Annotated in this window: 4 protein-coding genes and 1 pseudogene; all 5 read right to left on the reverse strand. The window is 37.5% G+C overall.

Annotated features, from left to right (window positions below):
- The coding region (locus ACIQ2S_RS11780; RefSeq protein ID WP_396176229.1) for a fumarylacetoacetate hydrolase family protein at positions 1-872 on the reverse strand (872 nt) is incomplete at its 3' end.
- Between the two features lie 62 nt (positions 873-934).
- On the reverse strand, positions 935-2035 hold the full coding sequence (locus ACIQ2S_RS11785; protein WP_396176231.1) for a cupin domain-containing protein: 1101 nt from the start codon (positions 2033-2035) through the stop codon (positions 935-937).
- 61 nt (positions 2036-2096) lie between these two features.
- Positions 2097-3077, reverse strand: a complete 981-nt coding sequence (locus ACIQ2S_RS11790) for a carbon-nitrogen hydrolase family protein (protein WP_396176233.1) — start codon at positions 3075-3077, stop codon at positions 2097-2099.
- Positions 3078-3449: 372 nt separating this feature from the next.
- Positions 3450-3872, reverse strand: a complete 423-nt coding sequence (locus ACIQ2S_RS11795) for an acyl-CoA thioesterase (protein ID WP_396176235.1) — start codon at positions 3870-3872, stop codon at positions 3450-3452.
- A pseudogene (locus tag ACIQ2S_RS11800) lies at positions 3865-4242 on the reverse strand (hypothetical protein); the annotation flags it as partial. The gene ACIQ2S_RS11795 and the pseudogene ACIQ2S_RS11800, both read right to left, overlap by 8 nt.

The following is a 4242-nucleotide window of genomic DNA, read 5'->3' on the forward strand; positions in this document are numbered from 1 at the left end:
CCCTCCACTGTTGCTTCCACTACATCACCATCCCACATCCATTCTTGGGGATTTCGTCCGGCACCAACACCCGAAGGCGTTCCGGTAGCAATGATGTCGCCCGGTTCAAGAGTGAAAACTGTACTTAAATCTTCGATCAAATCATTGATGTTAAATAGTAAAAACTTCGTGTTTGAATTTTGTTTTTCAATGCCGTTTAACTTTAAGGATAAATTTAAGTTATGCGGATTTGGAATTTCGTCTTTGGTCACCAAATACGGACCCATCGGTGCAAAGGTGTCTTGACCTTTGGAAACAATCCATTGGCCTTCTCTACGGCAATCACGTGCAGAGATGTCGTTGATAACCGTATAGCCAAACACGTAATCCAACGCATCTTTTTTAGGCACATATTTCCCTTTTTTACCAATAACTACTGCCAATTCCACTTCCCAATCTAATTGTTGGGTTAGTTTTGGGTTCATTAGAATATTGGTATTTGTCCCCGTAACCGTTGTGGGCGGTTTAGAAAAGATGATTGGTTTTTGGGGTAGTTTGCCTGTGGTGTCTAACGTTCGGGCACTTTCAGCTACATGTTCGGTGTAATTTAATCCGATACCGATGATGTTTTTACGTGGCCGTTGAATTGGAGCAAGAATATCCACTTCTTCAAATGTATAACCAATTTGTTCAAAATCTATTTCTCTTGTTTCATTTATCATTTCAGTGATTTCTTCAATGACTTCAAAACCCATGTCAATTAAATCCAACATATCTATCGGTAGTGGGAAGTTGGATATTTCTCCAAAGTCTTCCATGTCAATAATCAGGTTATTGTGGACAAAACCTAATCTGGGTGCAGTATCGCTTGTTTGGTAGGTGAGTAGTTTCATTTTTTAAGGTACAAAGGTTCTGAGGTGCAAAGGTACTGAGGTTTTATTGCTTTTAGTTGCTATTACTGATGACCATTGTTTTCAGTCAATTCTTTTTCCTGATACAAGCCCAAAGTTTCTATAACTGGTAAGTCATTAAATGAGAATAAACAAGCATCTTCTGAATCGGAGGCATTGTGATGTTCGTGCCAAGCCCAAGATGGAACACAGAAAATATCGCGTTCTTTCCAATCAAATCGTTGTCCGTTGATGATGGAATACCCTTTTCCTTTGGCACATTGGTGCACAAACGAACCGGTATGCTTGTGAGCTTTTCCATGAAATCCGGCAGGCAATAATTGCATTGAAGCTCCCATGGTTTGCATGACATGACCACCCGTTAACGGATTGGAATATTTCATGAAAAGTCCGTCAAACGAATTGACTTCATTTACTTTTTGAGCTTCCAACAAAGCGGGATAAACTTTTGACCAAGAGTATTTAAAAAGTGGCGAATACGGTTTGTCCCAAGCTTTATCGGCTGGAATGAGTCCGGCACATCCATACGTTATCGGTGAATAATTTACCGGCGCAACCAATTCCTGTTTGCCATCATAAACCGCATAATCATTTGCTTCTAAAGCATTGACTAACGGAATATCGAGTCCGTCTTGCCAAATGCAGGTTTTTCCGCCGTCTTCCACACCGTGTTCATGCCACGTGGAATTGGGAGTAATCACAAAATCGTTGACTTCCAACATGATTTTATTGCCATCTACCACAGTATAACCTTTTTCACCTTCCATAATGAAACGTAGGGCAGAGGCACGATGGCGGTGAGCAGAGGTAAATTCACCCGGACGGGTGACTTGTATTCCGGTGTATAACCAACCTACTGCAGCGGCAACGTCTTTTCGTTTATCGTTTACCAAATACACCACGCGGCGTCCGGCTTGTTCCGGAGTTACTAGTTCGGAAGATTTAAGCACTAATTCCCGTAAATCGTCATATTTCCATAACATCGGAACAGAATTGGCTCGTGGTTCCCATGGTTCGATATCGTTGGCAACCGTCCATAAAGCACCGGCACCAAGGTTTTCTAATTCTTTATAATAGGCTTCGAGTTCGGGAGTATCTTGTACTCGGGCTCTTCCTATGACGTCGTCTGAATGTTTTGCGTCCATATTTTTGTTTTTTTTCAACGGGTTAACCCGGTTATATCAACGGGTTAAAACCCGTTGTAAGTTATTTGTTAAACTCCTCATGATTATCAATAAACGTGATCTTTCTCGTGGGAGCGGTATTTACTCGTAAATCAAAGATATCAAATCGGTTGTAATGTCCCAAAATATCGTGCATCTGTTTGGGTTGAATGCATTTTTCCAAATCAATATCGGCATATACAATTCCTTCATCATCTATTAATGGTTCGCCCACAACCGCACCATTGGGACCGATAATTCCGGAGAAAGCGGAACTTTTTCGAGTCAGTAGTTCTTCGATATTTGGAACATCCGGTTTTAAAACATCCATAATTTCCTTTGAAATGGTGGAACAGGAAACAACGGTAAATAATTTTCCTTCAAACGAATGAGCAGCGGCACGTATTTTAATCGCTTCCGCCATGTTGTAATCGGGTGGAGCCACGGGAAGTGAAATATAATTGGCAATGTGAATCAATTCGCCTTGTGATAATAACGTAAATCGAGCTAAAGTATTGGTGTTTTCGCCGCAAGCTAAGGTTCCGATTGGGCCGATTTCGGTTTTGTATACTTTTAAAGATGAACCATCTCCACTAGACCATGTTAGTTTTTCTGCCCAAGTGGGGACTAACTTTCGGTGTTTTCCTATCAATGTGCCGTGGTTGTCGATGATGAGATTGGTGTTGTAAATTTCGCCGTAACTATCGCCACGTTCGTTAATTCCGATAACAATGTGCATGTTGAAATCTTTGGCCGCTTGAAACAAAGGCTTCATTGAATCATCTGTTACAGCGACTGAATTTTTATACAATTGTTCGTACCATTTGCTGCCTTGCACCGGTGTCATGATCCAGTTCCAATACGGATATCCGGCCACAAAGACTTCCGGGAAAGCAATTAATTGAGCTCCGTTGTTGCTGGCTTCTTTGATGAAAGAAATGGCTTTTTCAATCGTTTTTTCTACGTTTAAATAAACGGGTGAGGTTTGAACTGCGGCGGCTTTGAATTTGTGGAATTGAATCATAATCGTTAATTGTTTTTTTGAACACAGATTTAAGAAATTTAAAAAATTTGAATAATTATATTTTTCTGATTTCTCCAATTTTTACAATCAGTGTTCCCTCATTATTTTTTGAACACAGATCAAAGAAATTTTAAAAATTTGAATAATAATATTTTTCTGGTTTCTCCAATTTTTACAATCAGTGTTCCCTCATTATTTTTTGAACACAGATTAAAGAAATTTAAATAATTTTAAAAATTTATTTTTTTTATTTCTCTAATTTTTCAAATCAATGTTCCCTCATTATTTTTTGAACACAGATTAAAGAAATTTAAATAATTTTAAAAATTTACTTTTTTTATTTCTCCAATTTTTAAAATCCGTGTTCTCATTTTATATTTTGAAATTCGAAATTTTCTCCTTCATTTCCTCCGAAAAACCTTCCGCTTTGATTTTCTCTCGGTCTTCGGCGATTTTTACGTTGACAAGGGTGACTTCGCCTTCTAAAACGGTTTGTTCTTTTTCATTGACGAATTGAAATCCGCATAAAACAGAGGAGTTCCTGAGCTCAATTACCCATAATTTTTTGGTTAAAACTTCGCCTAAACGAGCAGGATTTTTAAACTGTATCTTCAAATCTACCGTTGGAATACCATTCGTTTCATGCATTTTTGAAAAAGGGCGGTCGAGTGCTTCTTCAAACCAATCTTCGACTAAATCATTTAGCATTTCCAGAAAACGCGGATAGAACACGATTCCTGCGTAGTCGATGTGTTTGAATTTTATTTTTTCTTGTTTGGTGAATTTACTACTCATTTTTAGCTCTTTTTTCTTTAATTTTTTTAAATCTTTCTTCACGGTTTTTTTCCTCTTCTTCCCATTTTCTTTTTAATTCTTTCATTTCCTGCTCAGTATCAGAAAAATAAGTAATTCCAAATTCTTTAAACAGATCTTCTTGTCTTAATGCACAATCAGAAAGAAATTTTAAGTTTGGTGAAGAAATATAGCCATTACAATCAAAGCATAATTCTATAAAGCCAAAAATATTGTCATTTTTATCATAAAATATAATGGCATGTCGTGGCAAATAACAGTCAGAAATTATATAAACGGCTTCGCATGATGATAGTCCTTTTTTTAATTTTTTAATCTGTGAATCATCTAAAATTATTCTATTTCTTAAATA

The organism is Flavobacterium sp., from assembly GCF_044371705.1.
In the GTDB taxonomy this organism is placed as follows: Bacteria; Bacteroidota; Bacteroidia; order Flavobacteriales; family Flavobacteriaceae; genus Flavobacterium.

Excerpts from the sequence above, each read along its gene's own strand:
- ACIQ2S_RS11785 (WP_396176231.1), bottom strand. The coding sequence starts at position 2,035 with ATGGACGCAAAACATTCAGACGACGTCATAGGAAGAGCCCGAGTACAA.
- ACIQ2S_RS11790 (WP_396176233.1), bottom strand. The coding sequence starts at position 3,077 with ATGATTCAATTCCACAAATTCAAAGCCGCCGCAGTTCAAACCTCACCC.
- ACIQ2S_RS11795 (WP_396176235.1), bottom strand. The coding sequence starts at position 3,872 with ATGAGTAGTAAATTCACCAAACAAGAAAAAATAAAATTCAAACACATC.